A 261-nucleotide genomic window follows, 5' to 3' on the forward strand; every position below is an offset into this window, starting at 1 on the left:
TGGTCGACGTCAAGCCCAAGGCCGAGTTCGACCAGTGGCTGGCCAAGCGCAAGGAAGAGGCGGCGAAGGTCAAGGAACTGACCAGCAAGGAGTGGACCAAGGAAGAGTTGGTTGCGCGCGGCGACAAGGTCTACCACACCATCTGCGCCGCCTGCCACCAGGCCGAAGGCCAGGGCATGCCGCCGATGTTCCCGGCGCTGAAGGGTTCGAAGATCGTCACCGGGCCCAAGGAGCACCACCTGGAAGTGGTCTTCAACGGCG

General features: G+C 64.0%; 1 protein-coding gene. It reads left to right on the top strand.

The window, feature by feature from the left end:
* Nucleotides 1-261, top strand: a 261-nt coding sequence (locus tag ACLJNW_RS26110) for a c-type cytochrome (RefSeq protein WP_410961491.1), incomplete at both ends; no start/stop codon positions are given.

The organism is Salmonella sp. SAL4457 (assembly GCF_046548235.1).
Classification (GTDB): Bacteria; Pseudomonadota; Gammaproteobacteria; order Enterobacterales; family Enterobacteriaceae; genus Salmonella; species Salmonella enterica.